Origin of the sequence: Phytopseudomonas flavescens (assembly GCF_900100535.1) — a bacterium.
Lineage (GTDB): Bacteria > Pseudomonadota > Gammaproteobacteria > Pseudomonadales > Pseudomonadaceae > Aquipseudomonas > Aquipseudomonas flavescens.
The window spans coordinates 192391-210103 of the sequence record NZ_FNDG01000003.1 but is presented as its reverse complement, the minus strand read 5'-3'; the positions used below and the strand labels follow the sequence as shown (position 1 = coordinate 210103).

16 protein-coding genes are annotated in these 17713 nt (G+C 65.2%); 13 read left to right on the top strand and 3 right to left on the bottom strand.

From position 1 onward, the window contains the following. The first annotated feature begins 83 nt into the window (after positions 1 to 83). Both BLR94_RS05110 and BLR94_RS05105 read left to right on the top strand, forming a co-directional pair. Complete coding sequence (locus BLR94_RS05110) at positions 84 to 1613, top strand: SulP family inorganic anion transporter (RefSeq protein ID WP_084303688.1); 1530 nt, start codon at positions 84 to 86, stop codon at positions 1611 to 1613. Between the two features lie 289 nt (positions 1614 to 1902). Further along, positions 1903 to 2535, top strand: a complete 633-nt coding sequence (locus tag BLR94_RS05105) for an SCO family protein (protein ID WP_084303864.1) — start codon at positions 1903 to 1905, stop codon at positions 2533 to 2535. Positions 2536 to 2667: 132 nt separating this feature from the next. Here the strand turns inward: BLR94_RS05105 and BLR94_RS05100 are convergent, their stop codons facing one another. After that, entirely contained in the window at positions 2668 to 3093 is a 426-nt protein-coding gene (locus BLR94_RS05100) for a VOC family protein (RefSeq protein WP_084303687.1), read from the bottom strand. Positions 3094 to 3189: 96 nt separating this feature from the next. On the opposite strand from BLR94_RS05100, the gene BLR94_RS05095 reads away from it, so the two are divergent. The 11 genes from BLR94_RS05095 to BLR94_RS05045 all read left to right on the top strand — a co-directional run bounded on the left by BLR94_RS05095 (position 3190) and on the right by BLR94_RS05045 (position 15898). Next, entirely contained in the window at positions 3190 to 4053 is an 864-nt protein-coding gene (locus BLR94_RS05095; RefSeq protein ID WP_084303686.1) for a LysR family transcriptional regulator, read from the top strand. A 59-nt stretch (positions 4054 to 4112) separates the two neighbouring features. Then, complete coding sequence (locus BLR94_RS05090; protein ID WP_084303685.1) at positions 4113 to 4616, top strand: RNA polymerase sigma factor; 504 nt, start codon at positions 4113 to 4115, stop codon at positions 4614 to 4616. Positions 4617 to 4706: 90 nt separating this feature from the next. Further along, positions 4707 to 5684 carry a FecR family protein gene (locus BLR94_RS05085; protein ID WP_084303684.1) on the top strand — a complete coding sequence of 326 codons (978 nt, stop codon included), beginning with the start codon at positions 4707 to 4709 and terminating at the stop codon, positions 5682 to 5684. 201 nt (positions 5685 to 5885) lie between these two features. Continuing rightward, positions 5886 to 8885: a TonB-dependent hemoglobin/transferrin/lactoferrin family receptor gene (locus BLR94_RS05080; protein ID WP_084303683.1), complete on the top strand. Its 3000-nt coding sequence runs from the start codon at positions 5886 to 5888 to the stop codon at positions 8883 to 8885. Positions 8886 to 9000: 115 nt separating this feature from the next. Beyond that, positions 9001 to 9567, top strand: a complete 567-nt coding sequence (locus tag BLR94_RS05075; protein ID WP_084303682.1) for a heme acquisition protein HasA — start codon at positions 9001 to 9003, stop codon at positions 9565 to 9567. A gap of 186 nt (positions 9568 to 9753) precedes the next feature. After that, positions 9754 to 11511: a type I secretion system permease/ATPase gene (locus BLR94_RS05070; RefSeq protein WP_084303681.1), complete on the top strand. Its 1758-nt coding sequence runs from the start codon at positions 9754 to 9756 to the stop codon at positions 11509 to 11511. Beyond that, entirely contained in the window at positions 11511 to 12839 is a 1329-nt protein-coding gene (locus BLR94_RS05065; RefSeq protein WP_084303680.1) for an HlyD family type I secretion periplasmic adaptor subunit, read from the top strand. Before BLR94_RS05070 ends, BLR94_RS05065 begins: the two co-directional genes overlap by 1 nt. Then, entirely contained in the window at positions 12836 to 14194 is a 1359-nt protein-coding gene (locus BLR94_RS05060; protein WP_084303679.1) for a TolC family outer membrane protein, read from the top strand. Before BLR94_RS05065 ends, BLR94_RS05060 begins: the two co-directional genes overlap by 4 nt. 110 nt (positions 14195 to 14304) lie before the next feature. Further along, positions 14305 to 14898 (top strand): biliverdin-producing heme oxygenase, encoded by a 594-nt coding sequence (locus BLR94_RS05055; protein ID WP_084303678.1) that lies wholly within the window; start codon positions 14305 to 14307, stop codon positions 14896 to 14898. After that, positions 14891 to 15307 (top strand): YbaN family protein, encoded by a 417-nt coding sequence (locus BLR94_RS05050; RefSeq protein WP_084303677.1) that lies wholly within the window; start codon positions 14891 to 14893, stop codon positions 15305 to 15307. Before BLR94_RS05055 ends, BLR94_RS05050 begins: the two co-directional genes overlap by 8 nt. Before the next feature lie 135 nt (positions 15308 to 15442). Next, the gene (locus BLR94_RS05045; RefSeq protein WP_084303676.1) at positions 15443 to 15898 is read left to right on the top strand and encodes a GFA family protein; all 456 of its coding nucleotides are present in this window, start codon (positions 15443 to 15445) and stop codon (positions 15896 to 15898) included. Between the two features lie 9 nt (positions 15899 to 15907). Here BLR94_RS05045 and BLR94_RS05040 read toward each other — a convergent pair whose 3' ends face one another. Together BLR94_RS05040 and BLR94_RS05035 are read right to left on the bottom strand one after the other, a co-directional pair. Further along, positions 15908 to 16732, bottom strand: a complete 825-nt coding sequence (locus tag BLR94_RS05040) for an alpha/beta fold hydrolase (protein WP_084303675.1) — start codon at positions 16730 to 16732, stop codon at positions 15908 to 15910. 192 nt (positions 16733 to 16924) lie between these two features. Then, on the bottom strand, positions 16925 to 17701 hold the full coding sequence (locus BLR94_RS05035; RefSeq protein ID WP_084303674.1) for a MetQ/NlpA family ABC transporter substrate-binding protein: 777 nt from the start codon (positions 17699 to 17701) through the stop codon (positions 16925 to 16927). Between the last annotated feature and the right edge of the window lie 12 nt (positions 17702 to 17713).

Below are 17713 nucleotides of genomic sequence, written 5' to 3'. Positions count from 1 at the left end.
GTTTTGACTGCCTACCTGCCGGACGGCGAGCACAGCTTGTCGTCCTAGATCTTTCGTGCGCCGTACCTGCAGGAGACCGCACCATGACCCTCGCTTCCTTCAAATCCGCTCTACCACGGGATGCCCTGGCATCCATCGTGGTATTTCTCGTCGCCCTGCCGCTGTGCATGGGCATCGCCATCGCGTCCGGCATGCCGCCGGCCAAAGGCCTGATCACCGGCATCATCGGTGGCCTGGTGGTCGGCTGGCTGGCCGGCTCGCCGTTGCAGGTCAGTGGCCCGGCCGCCGGCCTCGCCGTACTGGTATTCGAGCTGGTCCGCACCCACGGTCTGGCCATGCTCGGGCCGATCCTGCTGCTCGCCGGCCTGCTGCAACTGGTCGCCGGGCGCCTGCGCCTGGGCTGCTGGTTTCGTGTCACGGCACCCGCGGTGGTGTACGGCATGCTTGCCGGTATCGGCATCCTGATCGTGCTCTCGCAGTTGCACGTGATGTTCGACGTGAAGCCCCAGGCATCGGGCCTCGATAACCTGCTGGCTTTTCCCAACACCCTGGGGCAGGCGCTTCCCGGCCTGGGCGGCGGCAGTGCCCTGGCGGCCGCCTGCCTGGGTTTCGGCACCATCGCCTGCATGTTCCTGTGGGACAAGCTGCGTCCCGCCAGCCTGCGCTTCCTGCCTGGTGCGCTGCTTGGCGTGGCGGCGATGACCCTGGCCAGCCTGTGGCTAAAGCTGGGCGTGGCGCGGGTGGAAGTGCCGGCCACGCTGAGCGATGCCATCGACTGGGTACAGCCCGCCGACCTGCTCAACCTCGCCGACCCACAGATCCTGCTGGCCGCGGTCGTGGTGGCCTTCATCGCCAGTGCGGAAACCCTGTTGTCGGCGGCGGCGGTGGATCGCATGCACAGTGGCGCACGCTCCAACCTGGATCGGGAACTTTCCGCTCAGGGCGTTGGCAACATGCTCTGCGGTGCCCTCGGCGCCTTGCCGATGACCGGCGTGATCGTGCGCAGCTCGGCCAACGTGCAGGCCGGTGCCCGCACGCGGATGTCGGCCATCTTGCATGGTGCCTGGCTGCTGGCGTTCGTCATGTTGCTGCCCGGTGTGTTGCAGAGCATTCCCATCGCCTGCCTGGGCGGTGTGCTGGTGTACACCGGTTTCAAGCTGGTCGACATCAAGGCCGTCCGCAACCTCGGTCGCTATGGGCGTGCGCCGGTGTTCATCTATGTGGCCACGGCCGTGGGAATCGTCGCCGTCGACCTGCTTACCGGGGTGTTGATCGGTTTTGCCCTGACCCTGATAAAGCTGGCCGGCAAGGCCTCGCGGCTCAAGGTCAATCTCAGCCAGCTCGGCCCTGACGAGGCGGAATTGCGCCTGACCGGTTCGGCCACCTTCCTGAAGGTGCCGCGCCTGGCCAGCGTGCTGGAAGGCATCGCGCCGACCACGCGCCTGCACGTGCCGCTCGACAGGCTCAGCTATGTCGACCACGCCTGCATGGAATTGCTCGACGACTGGGGCCGTGCAGCAGAGCAGCAGGGTGGCGCACTGCTGATCGAGCGCCATGGCCTCGCCCGGCGGCTGGAGGGCCGTGCGCTGAGCATGCGGCGTGCCGTGGCCTGACCGGCGTCCCTCGAACCCCCGGCTCCACCCCTGACTGCCTGCCCGGCATGCTGGCTGGAGCCGTCGCCACCAGGCACGCCGGGCAACCTCGGGGATGGGGCGCCCGGGCCGTGACAGCTCGCCGCATGCGGCGAAAGCTACCCTGACGCCCGGTATCTGCTACCTTTTCCCGCTGCGTATCGCCCGCCGGCCGATTTCCACCCGCCTGCCGGGCGCGAACCTGCTCGCGTCGGCCCGGTGCATCCGGCCCGGCCGTGCGATCCCATCTCACTCAGAACCTCGTGGCGCCATGACCCGAAAGCAAACCCTCCTGTTCGTCCTCGTCGCCGTCCTTGCCCTGGTACTCGGGCTGGCCGTCAACAAGCTGCTCGGCGGCTCCTCGCGCAGCGATCCTGCGGCGTTGCTCGACGCCGGCATCGTGATGTTGCCGCAACAGCGTCAGGTACCGGCACTGGACTTCGTCGACCAGGATGGGCAGATCTTCTCCACCGGCCAGCTCAAGGGGCAGTGGAGCCTGCTGTTCTTCGGCTACACCTTCTGCCCGGACATCTGCCCGGCGACCCTGGCGCAGCTGCGCCAACTGCGTACGCAGATCCCGCAAGAGGCCTGGGACGCGCTGCGCATCGTGCTGGTAAGCGTCGACCCGAACCGCGATACCCCGGAGCAGTTGAACAAGTATCTGGGTTATTTCGATGCCGGTTTCATGGGCCTGACCGGCGAGCCGGAAACCATCCAGAAACTGGCCAACGCGGTGAGCATTCCCTATATCCCGGCTGACACCAGCAAGGAAAACTACACCGTCGACCACAGCGGCAATCTCGCCGTCATCGGCCCGGACGGCACCCAGCGTGGCTTCATCCGTGCGCCGATCAATATCGACAAACTGGCTGCACAGTTGCCGGGGCTGATCCGCAAGGACTGACGCTGCGAGTGACCCGCTACACGGTGCGTAGGATGGGTCGGGCCGCGCAGGTGACGGCCATCCTGTATCCCGCTTCACACACATCCAGTGCATGGGGACGGACTAAGAGGTGGCCCCGGGATGGCGGCTGAGTTACTTGGCGAACAGCTGGCTCATGTCCTTGAACGCCTTGAACTCCAAGGCATTGCCACAGGGGTCGAGCAGGAACATGGTGGCCTGTTCGCCCACCTGGCCCTTGAAGCGTACGTAGGGCTCGATCACGAACGCCGTATCGCGCTCGCGCAGGCGCTGCGCCAGGGTTTCCCAGACCGGCCACTCGAGAATCACGCCGAAGTGCGGCACCGGCACATCGTGCCCGTCCACTGGGTTGCTGTGGGCGGCTTCCTGGTGGGCCATCTTCGGGGCTTCGTGGATCACCAGCTGATGGCCGAAGAAATCGAAATCCACCCAGTGATCGCTGCTTCGGCCTTCGGCGCAGCCGAAGACTTCGCCGTAGAAATGCCTGGCGGCTGCCAGGTCGTAGACCGGAATGGCCAGGTGAAACGGGGACAATGCCATGGTCAGGCTCCTCAGGTCGGTACCTGTCGATTTTAGGTGCAATGATTTTGATTGAAAGCGAATATTATTGCCGTCCAGCTCAAATGAAATCGATCAATGATTCGCGAATTGAAAACCCTGGTCGCCGTCGCCCGCCATGGCACCTTCGCCGCAGCAGGATTGCGTGTGGGCCTTACCCAGTCCGCCGTGAGTGCACAGATGCGCGTGCTGGAGCACGGCCTGGGCGTACGCCTGTTCGATCGCAGCGGGCGCAGTGCGGTGCTGAGTGCCGCAGGCCGACATGCGCTGCCGCTGGCCGAGCAGATCCTCGGTCTTTATGCGCAGATGGCCCTACCCACCGCATTGGCGCAATGGCAGGGTGAGGTGAGGATCGGTGCCATCGCCAGCGTACAGACCGGCTTGCTGCCCGAAGCCCTGGTGCGTTTTCGTGCCCAGGCTTCACAGGTGGAGGTGAAGCTGGTGCCGGGGGTTTCCCTCGACCTGCTCGGCCAGGTGGATGCCGGCGAACTGGATCTGGCCGTGCTGATCCGCCCGCCGTTCGAATTGCCCAAGGAGCTGCTGCAGGTCGAACTGGCGCGCGAGCCCTTCGTATTGATCGCGCCGCCCGAAGTGCGTGGGGACGATCCGCTGCAACTGCTGCGCGAACAGCCGTTCGTGCGCTACGACCGGCGCTCCTTTGGCGGCCGGCAGGTCGAGCGCTTCCTGCGCGAGCAGCGCCTGACACCCCGCGAGGCGCTGGAGCTGGATGAGCTGGAAGCCATCGTGCGCATGGTCGAGTGTGGCCTGGGGGTTTCCCTGATTCCCCGCGCCGGGCTCTGGTGCCAGCGGCCTTCCACGCTGCGCGTGCTGGAGTTGGGCGAGTTGACCTTCCATCGTGAGCTGGTGGCGATCCTTCGTCGGGCACAGCGTCAGCCGGCGCTGGACTGGCTGCTGCAGTGCCTGGATAAAAATGACAATTGAAAACTATTCTCATCCGCCGGTAAGATGCTGCTCCTTCCCGCTCAGGTCAGGTATGACGATTGTCGGATCTGGATCTCAAAGGCCTTTTCCAGCAGCACGCCAGGGCGCTGCAACGCTTCCTGCTGCGCAAGAGCCGTGACCCCCACCTGGCCGCCGATCTGGTTCAGGAGAGTTTCCTGCGTCTGACCGAGCAGGCACGTCACGATCGTATCGACAATACCCCGGCCTACCTGTACCGCACCGCGCGTAACCTGCTGATCGACCATCGACGCCAGCAGGAGCGGCACAAGACCGATCTGCTGGGCGACGAGGTGCTCAACGCTGTCGAAGACGAGGTCGACAGCCTGGAAGACACCACCGAGAGGCAGCAACGTATGGAACTGTTGCAGCGTGCCGTGGCCGAACTGCCGCCGCGTACCCGCGAAATCTTTCACCTCAACCGCATCGAAGGGCTTACTCACGCCGAGGTGGCCAGACGCCTGGAAATCAGTGACAGCTCGGTACAGAAGCACCTGTCCAAGGCGCTGTCGCATGTCATGGAGCGCCTGGGGGCCGGGCCGTGAACGGCAACAAGGCCGGTGTCACCGGGCACTTTTACGGTAAAAGGGCGGCCCGAACGTCATTACCCCTATAAGAGAAACCGAGAGCACGACGTGAATAGCCCAGACCTGCAGGATCGTGCGATTCGCCAGGCCGCCGCCGACTGGGCGGTGCGCATGAGCGATTCGCCACTCGACGAGGATGAGCAACAGGCGCTGCAGGCCTGGCTCGCCTGCGATCCACGCCACGGCGCGGCCCTGCAGTTCGCGCGGCATACCTGGGGCGATCTGGCCGGCCTGGCCGCACCGTCTGCCGATGTCGCCCGCCTGTCACCCTCCCAGCGGCCGCCAGCATCGCCACGTCGCCGCCGTCGGGTGTTGCGTTGGCTGAGCAGCGCCTCGCTGGCGGTGATCGTCACGGCGATTGGCTGGACGCAGGGCCCGGCCCTGTACCTGCCGCTGGTCGCCGACCACCTGACCGCCAGCGGCGAGGTGCGCACGTTCGAACTGCCCGATGGCAGCCAGGCGACCCTCGACGCGCGCAGCGCCATTCGTCTCGATTACACCGCCCAGGCGCGCCGTGTGGAACTGTTGGCCGGCTCGGCGATCTTCCAGACCGCCCCCGTGGGCAAGCATGAATCACGGCCCTTCATCGTCGCCAGCGCCGGCGGCAAGGCACAGGCCCTGGGTACCCGCTTTCTGGTCAGGCGCGATGATGCCGAGCAGACGCTCGTCGGTGTCATGCAGCACCGTGTAGCGGTCAGCAAGCATAGCCAGAGCCTGATTCTCGAAGAGGGGCAGAGCGCCCGCTATGACGCCAATGGCCGCATCGAGCGCCTCGACCTCGACCTGGCGCGCGCCGGCAGTTGGCAGCGCGGGCTGCTGATCTTCGACCAGGTGCCGCTCGAGCAGGTGGTGCAGCAGCTCAACCGCTATCGCGCGGGGCGTATCCTCATCGCCGATGGCCAACTGGCGCAACGCAGGGTCAGCGGTGTATTTCGCCTCGACTCGCTGGAGGGCGCCGTCGCCACCCTGACCGACGAATTGCACGTTGGGCATCGCGATCTGCTTGGGGTGAGTCTGATCTACTGAGTCACGCAGCGCCCCATGCCCCGGGGCGAGCACTGCCGCGGGGGGTGGGCCCCTCGCGCCTTGCCCGGTGGCCTGCCACCCACCCTGGAAAAAAATCGAAAATTCCTTACTGAGTTTCCCCGGCTGAAGCGTCTTGCCTATTGATAGTGATTTTCATTACTGAAAAGGCATGCAACAAGCAAGGTAAATGGGAGCTGGGGAATGAGTCATCAAGTAGCCAGGGCAACGCGAGCGCGTTGCTCGGTACGCCTGGCCGGCAGTCTGGTGGTCGGCGCGACACTCGCTTTCAGCCTGGTGGCCAGGGCACAGGAGGCCACCAGCAATGTGGCGCCAGCGGGTGCCACCACCGAGCAGGTCAATTTCGATATTCCCGCACAGCCCCTGGGGAGCGCCGTGATCGCCTTCGCCGAGCAGGCCGGGGTGCAGGTGTTCTTCGACAGTGGCAAGCTGGCCGGCCTGCAAAGCCGTGAACTGAAAGGCCAGCATTCTGCACAGCAGGGGTTGAGCCTGCTGCTCGGCGGTTTGCCGGTGAGCTACAGCTTCACCGGGGAACGACGGGTGAACGTGGAACGGCTGACCGAGGTCGGCGGCACGCTGCAGATCGACGCCACCACCATCGAGTCGACCCGCGATGCCCGCAACGAGTGGATCTACCAGGCTCCCCGTTCGGTCAGCGTGATCACCCGCGAGCAACTCGATCGCAACCCGCCGCGGCACGCCGCCGACATGCTGGTCGAGACCCCTGGCGTCTACAGCGCGGTCAGTGCCCAGGATCCCGGCCTGTCGGTGAATATCCGTGGCATGCAGGACTTCGGTCGGGTCAACACCATGATCGATGGCATGCGCCAGAACTTCAACGAGAACGGCCACCAGCAGCGCAATGGCCAGTTGTACGTCGACTCCGAGCTGATCAGCAGCGTGGTGATCGAGAAGGGGCCGCGCTCCGACGTCACCGGCGCGACCTCCATCGCCGGCAGCGCCAACTTCGGCACGCTGAACGTCGACGACATCCTCCTGCCGGGCCAGGATCAGGGCGCACGCCTGCGCGGCATGACCGGCCTCGGTGGCTACGCCAATGGCGTCAACTTCATCGGCAGTGCGGCAGTGGCCGGGCGTTTCGGTGATCGTTGGGAATTGCTCGCCGCCCGCAGCCGACGCAGCTTCGGCGACTATGCGCCAGGTTCGCGCCGGGAGAATTTCGATTTCCTCACCGCTGGCGTTCAGGATGGCAGGGAGGGGGTCACCCAGGTCGTCGACCGCATCAAGTTTTCCGACCAGGAGCAGGATTCCGAACTGTTCAAGGGACGCCTGAAACTCACCCCCGAGCAGGCCCTGCAGTTCACCTATGTGGGCACCGAGCTCAGCTACAACAACGTTTCCGATCGCCGTGTGGCCAACGCGGTGGATGGCTCGGCCATCGACGGCGACGAGGCCTGGGCCAAGTTCGGCGACGCCAGTGCGCGCTCGCAGTCCTTCGGCCTGGACTACACCTTCACGCCCGATTCGCCCTGGATCGATCTCAACGCCAAGCTGTACTACGTCACCACCCGCAACGAACGTTATACCGCTGCCGGCCGGCCCATCGTCACCGGTGGGGTGGACATGACCGAGACGGCCTGGCGCCTGGGTTTCTGCCGGCAGAATCCGATTCCGGACTCCTGGACGCAAGAGTGCGAAGCCGGCCTGGGCAACGAGACGCACACGCGCATCGACACCTACGGTTTCAAGCTCGACAACACAGCTCGCTTCGCCATCGCAGGCCAGGAAGGCTTCAGTTTCAACCATGGCCTGGAGTATTTCCTCGACAAGGGCACCTCGAAGAGCAGCAGCGACTATCAGGGCGAAGCTTTCACCTCGTCGTCGAACACGTTGAACCCCAATGGCAAGCGCAGCATCGCCAGCGCTTTCGGCAACCTGACCTACGAGACCGACGCGATCACCCTGTCGGCCGGCCTGCGTTACGACTACTACCACCTCAAGGGCAAGACCCAGGTGCCGGGCACCGAGTGGACCTACCAGACCAGGCTGGAGCGTTTCATCAGTCGCAACACCACCTCCCTGATCAATGCGAGAAACAACTGTGCAGACCTAACTCTCAGCGAGAGAGCCCGGCGCGTGGCTTGCAACTCGATCCCGTCACTGGAGGCAGCGTTGGCGGATCCGACCTCCGTCTCCAACTTCTACACCAGCGGTAACTACGCACCGCAGTGGCTCTCCAATCCGGGGATGTACGACTACGACGTCGACGAAAGCATCACCAAGCTGTTGCCGACGCTTTCAGCCGCCTACCGACCGACGGGCTGGCTGGAGCTGTTCGCCAACTGGGGGGAGTCCTGGCGCCCGCCAACGCTGACCGAGTCGCTGATGGAGGGCTCTCACCCGGGCGATCCCTTCGCACGCATGTACCCGAACACCTACGCCGATCCGGAAACCTCGCGCAGTTGGGAACTGGGTTTCAACGTCAGTGCCCTCGGCCTGGTGTCGCCAGGCGATCGCTTCCAGGCCAAGGTCGCCTACTACGACACCCGGGTCGACAACTACCTCATCACCTCCATCGTCAACACCCTGCCGGGCCGAACGGGCGGCCTGGGCAATACCATGTTCGTCAACAACCAGGTGCCGATGAACTTCCGTGGCATCGAGTTCGAATTCGATTACGACGCGCGGCGCTGGTACACGGGCATCAATTACACCCACGTGCTGGGCGGCGACAACGACATCTGCCAGAAGGTCTATCCCCTGGGCAGTGCCAACATTCGCGAAGACATGCCGCTTGAAGACGGCACCTACTCGGATTTCCACAACGCCGCCATCGCCGCGGGCTACGACTCCTACGAGGCATACCTGGACGCCCTGGAGAACTGTGACGGCGACGTCTACGGCATGAACAGTGCGCGCAACCTGCCCATGGACCGGGGCAGCTGGGTGGTGGGAACCCGCTGGTTCAACGAGAGCCTGGAACTCGGCGCGCGCCTCAACTACAGCGCCGCTGGCGGCCCGGAAGACTGGAGCTATGACCTGTGGCCCAGCTACACCACCTGGGATTTGTTCGCCAGCTATCGGGTCAGCCGCAACCTGCTGCTGCGCGCCACCGTCGAGAACATCCGCGACCGCAGTTATGTCAGCGGTTACTCCGACATCTTCACCAAGTCCTACGGGCCGGGCCGCACCGTGATGGGGGGCTTCGAGCTGCAGTTCTGAGTGGGGGCGTCGCCTGTGACGGCCCCAATGGACGCACACCGGGAACGGTGCGCGAAGCGGTACCGAGAGGTGCCAACCAACCGGCGAAATGATCGCCAAGCAAGGAGAAAGAAAGATGGCAATTTCCTACAGCTACGAGGCCGAAAACTTCCCTGTCGGTTTCACCTCGGGTGGAACGCTGGAAGATCTTCTTCTGGTCTATCAACAAGACGGCGTCGCCGGCGAGCACCCCGCCAACACCGGCGGTTTCTACACCAACGGCGTGGCCTCCGGCCTGTCCGGCGACACCTACGCGATGTCGCTCAACGACGGCAACTTTTCGTTCTCGGCGGTTGGTAGCCTGACCTACAACTTCAGCTCCCATGCCCTGTACGGCACCCTGCAGCAGGTGACCCTGGGTGGCGGCCTGAACGCCGACGGTACCGTTTCCACCCCGCTGATCACCTTCGACTTCGGCACCACGCCGCTGACCGCGACGGCCGCGGAAGGTCGCGACAATGCCGTGCATGACGTGATCTGGGGCCTGATGAACGGCTCGGTCGAAGGCGCCACCGACAGTGCCGGTACCCCGAACGATGGCGGCCTGCTGGCCGTGCTGGATGCTGCCGGCCTGAGCGACGACATCATCACCACCACGGGTTCGTCTTCGTTCAGCGAGTCCGAGCTGCTGCTGGCGGCCTGATGGTTGGGCAATGAAAAGCGAACGGATGTGTCATCCCGTTCGCTCTGGTAACGCCGTCACGGCCCGTGTTTTCCAAGGCCCAGGCCGTGACGGCCACGAATTCTGGGTGTCGCCCCGGCCGTCGTCAATGGCCCGGGTAGACGCCGCCAGTCGCTCCGCGCCTGGCATTGCGCCAAGGAGCTCCACATGCGCGCGCCCGTTCCTGCGGCTAGCCACGAGATACTTCAGGCCCTGCGAGCCTGCCGCTCAGGGCTGATCCACGTCGGCCTGTTCTCCGCGGTGATCAACCTGCTGATGCTGGCGCCTGCGCTCTACATGCTGCAGGTCTACGACCGCGTGCTGGCCTCCGGCAATGCCATGACCCTGTTGATGCTGACCCTCATCGTGGTGGGGCTGTTCGTGTTCGCCGGGGCGCTGGAGTGGATCCGCAGCCTGCTGGTGATCCGTCTCGGTACGCAGATGGACATGCGCCTCAATGCGCGAGTGTTCGAGGCGACCTTCGACGCCAACCTGCGCAATGGCCGGCAGACATCGGCCCAGGCCCTGAGCGATCTCACCAGCCTGCGTCAGTTCGCCACCGGCAACGCACTGTTCGCCTTCTTCGACGCCCCCTGGTTTCCCGTCTACCTCGGGGTGATCTTTCTGTTCAGCCCCTGGCTCGGTTTGTTGGCACTGGGTGGCGCCCTGGCACTGGTGGCGCTGGCCTGGCTCAACCAGCGCCTGACTCGCGCGCCCCTGGGTGAAGCGGCGCGGCTGTCCATCGCCGCCAACCAGCAGGCCGCTGGCCACTTGCGCCAGGCCGAGGCCATCGAGTCCATGGGCATGCTCGCAGCGCTGCGCCAGCGCTGGTTCGCTCAACATGCCGGTTTCCTCGGCCAGCAGAATCTCGCCAGCGAAAAGACCGCCGTGTTCAGCGCCTGGTCGAAGTACGTTCGGCTGGCCCTGCAATCGCTGGTGCTCGGCCTTGGCGCCTGGCTGGCGCTGGATGGGCTGATCACGCCCGGCATGATGATCGCCGGTTCCATCCTCATGGGTCGGGTGCTGGCGCCCATCGACCAGGTGCTCGGGGTCTGGCGCCAGTGGAGCAACGCGCGGCTGGCCTATGAGCGGCTGTCCGCACTGCTGCAGGCGCACCCACCGCGCGAGGCTGGCATGCCACTGCCAGCGCCCAGAGGTGCGCTACGGGTCGAACAGCTCAGTGCCTTCGCGCCCGGCACGCGCACCCCGTGCCTGGTGAACCTCGGCTTTGCCCTGGAGGCGGGTGAGGTGCTGGGGGTGATCGGCCCTTCAGGCTCGGGCAAGTCGTCCCTGGCCCGTCTGCTGGTGGGCGTCACGTCGCCGCAGACCGGCAAGGTGCGCCTGGACGGTGCCGACCTGCAGCAGTGGGATCGGCTGTCCCTGGGGCCTCATATCGGCTACCTGCCCCAGGACGTACAACTGTTCGCCGGCAGCATTGCCGAGAACATCGCCCGCTTCGCCGAGGTGGAGCCGGAGACCGTCGTGGCGGCTGCGCGGATGGCCGGGGTGCATGAGTTGATCCTGCAACTGGCCGAGGGCTACGACACCTGCCTCGGCGAGGGCGGCATCGGGTTGTCGGGTGGGCAGAAGCAACGCATCGGCCTGGCCCGCGCGTTGTACGGCCTGCCGGCGCTGATCGTGCTCGATGAGCCGAACTCCAACCTCGATGAACCGGGCGAGCAGGCGCTGCTGGCCGCCATCGCCGAGGCCAAGCGGCAAGGTCGCACCCTGGTGCTGATCGCCCACAAGCCTTCGCTGCTGGCCAGTACCGACAAGTTGCTGGTGCTGCGCGCCGGGCAGATGCAGGCCTTCGGCCCGGCGCAGCAGGTGCTGCAGGAACTGCAAGCCAAGGCGTCTCCGGCACCTGCCGTACGCCCGGTTCCCTCGTTCAGCATGAGCTACAGCAGCCCGGGAGTGGCCTCCTGATGGGTAAGCCGGTGCATAAGGGGGAGGCCGCACTGGCCGATGTACTGCCTCTCGACGAGCGTCGTTATTCGCGCATGGGAGGCTGGCTGCTGGCGGTCGGGTTCGGGGGCTTTCTGCTCTGGGCCGGCCTGGCTCCGCTGGACAAGGGCGTGGCGGTCAGCGGCAACGTGGTGGTCGCCGGCAATCGCCAGGCCGTGCAGCACCCCTCGGGTGGTGTGGTGCAGCGCCTGTTGGTACGTGACGGTGACCAGGTCGAAGCCGGCCAGGTGCTGATTCGCATGGACGCCACGCAGATCCGTGCCCAGCGTGAAGCGTTGTTCGTCCAGCACCTGGGGGCCGTGGCCAGCACCGCGCGCCTGGAGGCTGAACGCGACGGGCTGGCGGAGATCGCCTTTCCTGCCGCGATGGGTGCCGAAGACGATCCTCGGGTCGACTCGACCCTGGCATTGCAACGCCAGTTGTTCGCCAGCCGACGGGCCGCGCTGCGCCTGGAACTCGATGGCCTGCAGGAGAGCATCGCCGGCAGCCAGGCCGTGCTCGAGGGCCTGCGTGCCGCCAAGGCTCACAAGGACGAGCAGCGCACCAGCATGCAGGCACAACTGCAGGGCCTGCGCGAGCTGGCGCGCGAAGGCTACGTGGCGCGCAACCGTCTGCTGGAAAACGAGCGGCTGTACGCCCAGCTCAATGGCGACATCTCCGAAGACCTCGGCAATATCGGCCGCACCCAGCGGCAGATCCTCGAACTGCGCCTGCGTGCGGCCCAACGGGGCGAGGAGTATCAGCAGGACGTGCGTCAGCAGCTTGCCGATTCACGCCTGAAGATCGAGGAACTGGGCAGTCGCCTGAGCGCCGCCGACTTCGAGCTGGCCCACAGCGAAGTCCGCGCCCCGGCTGCCGGTACCGTGGTCGGACTCGAGGTGTTCACCGAGGGTGGGGTGATTTCTCCGGGGCAGATGCTGATGGAGATCGTCCCGCAGGACGCCCCGTTGCTGGTCGATGCCCGTGCCCCGGTCGAACTGATCGACAAGCTGCAGCCTGGCCTGGACGTGGAGCTGCTGTTCGTCGCCTTCAACCAGAGCCGCACGCCGCGGGTCAATGGCAAGGTGACCCTGGTCTCCGCCGACCGACTGCTGGACGACAAGACTGACCAGCCCTATTACCGGCTGCGTGTGCAGGTCGACGACGACGGCTTGCGCCAGTTGCAGGGCCAGCAGATCCGTCCCGGCATGCCGGTGGAGGCCTTCGTGCGCACGGGCGAGCGCTCGTTGCTCAACTACCTGTTCAAGCCGCTGACCGATCGCACCCATATGGCGCTGGTGGAAGAATGAAGTCGTCGAAGCAAGCGGCGCGTCCACGCTCGTCGGTGTTCAGGTGCGGGCTGCTGCTGCTCGGTGTGCTGCTCGCCGGGCCGAGCTTCGCATTCGGCGTGATGGATGCCTACGCCCTGGCCCTGCGCAATGACCCGACCTTCCGTGCCGCCACCCGTGAACGGGATGCCGGCGTGGAGAACCTGGCCATCGGGCGAGCCGGGTTGCTGCCGAACCTCTCGTACAGCTACCGCAAGGCTCGCAACGAATCCGACGTCACGGCCGGCGACGTGCGAACCGACCGCGACTACGACAGCTACTCGTCGGCGCTGACCCTGCAGCAACCGTTGTTCGACTATGGCGCCTGGGCCGAGTACCGCCAGGGCGTGGCCAAGGCGGCCCTGGCCGACGAGCGCCTGCGCGGTCGAGGCCAGGAACTGGTGGTGCGGGTGTTCGACGCGTATAGCCAGGCATTGCTGGCCGGCGAGCAGATCGAACTGGCAGTCGCCCAGCGGCGGGCCTATGCCGAACAACTGCAACTCAATCAGCGCACCTTCGAAGCGGGCGAAGGCACCCGTACCGACCTGCTGGAAACCCGGGCCCGTCATGACCTGTCCCGCGCACAGGAAATCGAGGCGCAGGATGCGCTGGATGCCGCGTTGCGCGATCTGCAGGCGATCCTTGGCGAGCCGGTCGAGCTGCGCCAACTGACGCCCCTGAGCGGCCCTTTCAGTGCCGAGCCACTGGCTCCGGCGCACTTCGAAGGCTGGCGCGACATGGCCATGGCCCATAACGCCGAACTGGCCAGCCAGCGCCATGGGCTTGCCGTGGCCGAGCAGGAGGTCGAGCGCCAGCGCGCCGGCCATTTGCCGACACTCGGCCTGTACGCCACCTCGCGCAAGACCAGTTCCGATTCGGAGAGCACCTTCAACCAGAAATACGACACCGACAGCATCGGCATCCAGCTCAGCGTGCCGTTGTTCGCGGGTGGCGGTGTGTCGGCAGCGCGGCGTCAGGCATCGGCATCCTACGATCAGGCCCGCTACGAACTGGATGCCCAGCGCGACGGGGTACTCAACGAACTGCGGCGGCAATTCAACCTGTGCGCGAGCAGCACGGCCAAGGTGCGCGCCTATGAACTGGCGGTCGAGTCGGCCAGCGCGTTGATCGAAGCTACCCGCAAGAGCGTGACCGGTGGCGAGCGGGTCAACCGCGATGTACTCGATGCCGAGCAGCAGCTCTACAGCGCTCGGCGGGATCTGGCTGAAGCCCGCTATGGCTACCTGCGGGCCTGGTTGCAGGTGCGCTACCTGGCCGGGGTGCTCGGTGAGGCTGACCTGCGCCACTTGAACCGCTACTTCCCTGGCCGATCGTGACGGCTGGCCTGGCGCTCGAATGGCGGTGTTTACCGAGTTTTTCCTGCTGAGTCGTCAGTTATCTAGACAAGGCCGAGCACCGCTCGGGAGGCCCGCACAAGGAGATACCCATGACCGCCCAACCCGCAGGACTGTCCCGTCCACTGCGTTCGCAGCGCCTCAACCAGCTGACGCACGAACCACACAGCCGGCTCGACGCCCTGGTGAAGAGCCATGATCCGTTCGCCAGTCGCGAACGCTTCGCCCGCTTCGTCGCCGCTCAATACCTGTTCCAGTACGACCTGGAAAAGCTGTACCAGGATCCGGCGCTGGGCGCCCTGGTTGCCGACTTGCCGGCACGTTGCCGGGTCGAGCAGGTGCGCCTGGATCTGCTCGACCTGCAGCAGCCGATCCCCCAGGGCGACGACATCATCCGCGGCCAATCCCTCGGGCTGGGTGCCGCCCTGGCCTGGCTGTTCGTGTCCGAGGGCTCCAAGCTAGGTGCCGCCTTTCTGCTCAAGCGTATGCCGGCCCTGGGCCTGAGCGAGTCCTTTGGCGCGCGCCACCTCGGCGAGCCGGAAGGCGGCAGGGCGCAGGGCTGGAAGACCTTCGTCGCGGCCCTGGACGCGATCGAGCTGGACGCCGAACAGGAGCGTGAGGCAGAGGCGGCGGCGATCGCCGCGTTCGAGCGCTTTACCGTTCACTTGGAGCGCAGTTTTGCCTGATACCCCACGGGTATTGGCAAGTGGCTGGACACGCTGGCTGTGGCTGGCGCTGGCCTACCTGAGCATCGGTATGGCTGCTCTGGGGGTGATCGTGCCCGGCTTGCCGACCACCGAGTTCGTCCTGCTGGCGGCCTGGGCCGCCTCGCGCAGTTCGCCGCGTCTGAACGCCTGGCTGGAGAATCACCGGCTGTTCGGCCCGCTGTTGCGTAACTGGCGGGACGGCGGGGTGATAGGCCGGCGTAGCAAAGTCGTGGCAAGTCTGAGCATGCTGACCGCCTTCTGCATCATGCTGCTGACGGTAGCGCATCCCCCATCGCTGATCTTCGCCGGTCTGGGCATGAGCGGCGGCGCGCTGTGGATCTGGTCGCGGCCCGAGCGACTCGCACGCAACGACAATCCCGCGCCGTAGCTCGCGATTGAGCACCGCGATAACCGGGACCAGCCCCGATACCTTGAGACTCCCGGGTATCGCTTCGCTCGACGCCAAGGCAACTCGGTTGCCGGGTGGCTTATGCTATGGGCTCGATCCAACGAGGGCATGGCGATGAACAAGGATATCGGCGAGATCAGCGGTACCTGCCATTGTGGCGGGGTGCGTTTTCACGTGACCCTGAGCGACGGCTTGCACACCGCACGGCGCTGTACCTGCTCCTATTGCCGGATGCGTGGCGCGGTCGCGGTATCTGCCGAACTGGCCGACTTCCGCGTGCTGCAGGGTGAAGAGTTGCTGACGGTGTACCGATTCAATACCAGGAGTGCAGCGCACTACTTCTGCTCGCGCTGCGGTATCTATACCCATCACCAGCGTCGTTCCAATCCCCATCAGTACGGCGTCAACGTGGCGTGCCTGGAAGGCATCAGCCCGTTCGATTTCGCTGAGATACCGGTCAGCGATGGCATTTCCCACCCGAAGGATGACCCTAGCGGGGCAGGGCCGAGACAGGCGGGTGTATTGCGCTTCATCGCCACGGAGGTCGCGCAGCGATCACCCGCCAGCTAGCTTTGCGGATTACGCCGGGCGTGAGACGAACGCCAGCAAGTCCTCGTTGAGCTGATCGGCATGGGTCACCGCGAAGCCATGGGGCGCGCCTGGGTAGACCTTGAGCACGGCGCCCTTGATCTGCTCCGCGGCCAGCTTGCCGGTGGCTTCGAACGGCACCACCTGGTCGGCATCGCCATGAATGACCAGGGTCGGCACGTCGACCTTGGCCAGGTCGGCGCGGAAGTCGGTTTCCGAGAAGGCCGTCACGCAGTCCAGCGTGCCTTTCAGCGAGGCCAGCAGGGCGATGTTGAGGGTCTGGGTAAGCACGCCCTCGGAGACTTCCTGGCCCTTGTCCAGGCCATAGAAGGTTGCGCTGAAGTCGGCGATGAACTGGGCGCGATCCTCGCGCAGGTTGGCGCGAATACCATCGAATACGCCTTTTTCCACACCTTCCGGATGATCGTCGGTCTTGATGAAGATCGGCGTCACGGCGCCCAGCAGGGCCAGCCCGGCGACACGCCCGGAACCCTGCTTGCCGATGTAGCGGGCCACGTCGCCGCCGCCCATCGAGAAGCCGACCAGCGTCACTTCGCGCAGGTCGAGGTGCTCGATGAGTTCGTGAATGTCCTCGGCGAAGGTGTCGTAGTCGTAGCCGGACCAGGGTTGGCTGGAGCGCCCGAAGCCACGGCGGTCGAAGGCCACGCAACGGTAGCCGTGGGAGGCCAGGTGGAGCATCTGGTAGTCCCACATGTCGGCATCCAGCGGCCAGCCGTGGCTGAATACAATGGGTTTACCGGTTCCCCAGTCCTTGTAATAGATTTCGGTGCCGTCGTGGGTGGTGAACGTGGCCATGGTGCACTCCTCTGCGGGTTACAGGTCGCTACCAGGGCAAGGCACGGGGCAGCGGCTACAGAGTCATTGAGTGGCGGCATGGCGAAGCGTTCGGTCTTTTCGGCGCGCCGCTCGTCAGGCATGCCAACGAAAAATGCCGCGTAGCTGTGGGGCTACGCGGCATCGGCTACGGCAGCAGAGGGCGTAAGGCGATCAGAACGCCGGAACCACCGCGCCTTTGTATTTCTCCAGAATGAAGGCTTTCACGTCTTCGCTGTGCAGGGCCTTGACCAGCTTCTGGACGGCGGCGTTGTCCTTGTTGTCCTCACGGGTAACCAGGATGTTGACGTACGGCGAGTCACTGCCTTCGATGGCCAGGGCGTCCTCGGTGGGGTTCAGCTTGGCTTCCAGCGCGTAGTTGGTGTTGATCAGCGCCAGGTCGACCTGGGTGAGCACCCGCGGCAGGGTCGCGGCTTCCAGTTCGCGTACCTTGATGCTTTTCGGGTTCTGGGCAATGTCTTTCGGGGTGGAAAGGATATTGCTCGGGTCCTTGAGGGTGATCACCCCGGCTTTCTGCAGCAGCAGCAGGGCACGGCCACCGTTGGTGGCGTCGTTGGGGATCACCACGTTGGCACCTTGTGGCAGATCTTTCAGGTCCTTGATCTTGCTGGAGTAGGCGCCGAACGGCTCGACGTGCACGCCGCCCACGCTGACCAGGGTGGTGCCACGGCTCTTGTTGAACTCGTCCAGGTAGGGCTGGTGCTGGAAGAAGTTGGCGTCCAGGCGCTTCTCGGCGACCTGCACGTTGGGCTGCACGTAGTCGGTGAATACCTTGACGTCCAGTTCCACGCCTTCTTTGGCCAGTGCCGGTTTGACGAACTCGAGGATCTCGGCGTGTGGCACGGCCGAAGCCGCGACGCTCAGGGTTTCAGCCTGGGCAGCGCTGGAGAAGGCTGCGACGACAGCCAGGGCAGTAAGCAGTTTTTTCATCGTTTGACTCCT